Raw genomic sequence first — 241 nt, 5'->3', positions numbered from 1 at the left:
ATACTATGGCGCGTTCCTGGTTAGGGAAGATCTTTGAAATCAACACCCAGATAACCGCGCCCTGTGAAAAGCCAAAAAGGGCAATGTAGATGAGCAGGTAGGACACCACTGCAATGCCGCCGGTAGGCCGGTAAAAGGAAATGGCTACCAGCCCCAGGGGGGAAATCACCCCCACAGTGCCAATAAGCATGGGCTGCCTGCGGCCTAGGCGGTCAAAAAAACGTATAGCGGTAAACGTGAA

The 241-nt window shown here is 53.1% G+C and carries 1 protein-coding gene; it reads right to left on the bottom strand.

The annotated features are described in order from the left end of the window. Positions 1-241: MFS transporter (locus KVT36_RS32055; RefSeq protein ID WP_217607489.1), on the bottom strand; the 241-nt coding region annotated here is incomplete at both ends.

This window comes from Chitinophaga sp. GbtcB8 (assembly GCF_019091455.1).
Taxonomy (GTDB): Bacteria; Bacteroidota; Bacteroidia; order Chitinophagales; family Chitinophagaceae; genus Chitinophaga.
The sequence above is the reverse complement of the archived record's forward strand: the minus strand, read 5'-3'. Positions and strand labels throughout refer to the sequence as shown.